This is a genomic window from Marinobacter sp. ES-1, from assembly GCF_000475255.1.
Taxonomy (GTDB): domain Bacteria; phylum Pseudomonadota; class Gammaproteobacteria; order Pseudomonadales; family Oleiphilaceae; genus Marinobacter; species Marinobacter vinifirmus.
Map to the genome: position 1 here is coordinate 1 of NZ_AXBV01000087.1, position 461 is coordinate 461.

Sequence of the window (461 nt, forward strand, 5' to 3'; positions counted from 1 at the left end):
CGGATCATCCCAACAGATCCCGAAGCAAAGCCGCACACTGATGAGCTTGCTCCGCAGGCCACTCCACCACAACCGCACCACCGGCGCGGGGAATCTTGATGCGGATGGTGCTACATTGATTCGAGACTGACAGGGTGTCCGGCACAGGCGCTACGGCTGGCAGACGGACCGGAACGAATTCAGGTGCTTCCGGAGTTTTAGCCGCCCTTCGCGCTTCGCTCATCCAGCGCCGGACCATGTTGGCGTTGAGGCCGTTATCCAGCGAAATCCGGGAAACAGACGCCCCGGGCCTCAGACATTCGGCGACGATACGAGCCTTCAGCTCTTTGGAGTAACGACGACGTTTTTGGTAGGGCTTGTTTACGCTTATGTTGGTCATGTTAAGTGTCCACTTAAAAATAAGTGGACACTATCCTGACGGCCGCAGCGCCTGGCTCAAGATGGGTTTACCGGACGGTTAC

General features: G+C 57.3%; 1 protein-coding gene. It reads right to left on the bottom strand.

Annotation, left to right across the window (positions count from 1 at the left end):
• Positions 1 to 4 precede the first annotated feature (4 nt).
• Positions 5 to 379, bottom strand: coding sequence for an IS66-like element accessory protein TnpA (gene tnpA, locus Q668_RS14405; RefSeq protein WP_022990330.1), 375 nt, complete (start codon positions 377 to 379; stop codon positions 5 to 7).
• Positions 380 to 461: the final 82 nt, after the last annotated feature.

Excerpts from the sequence above, each read along its gene's own strand:
- tnpA (WP_022990330.1), bottom strand. The coding sequence starts at position 379 with ATGACCAACATAAGCGTAAACAAGCCCTACCAAAAACGTCGTCGTTAC.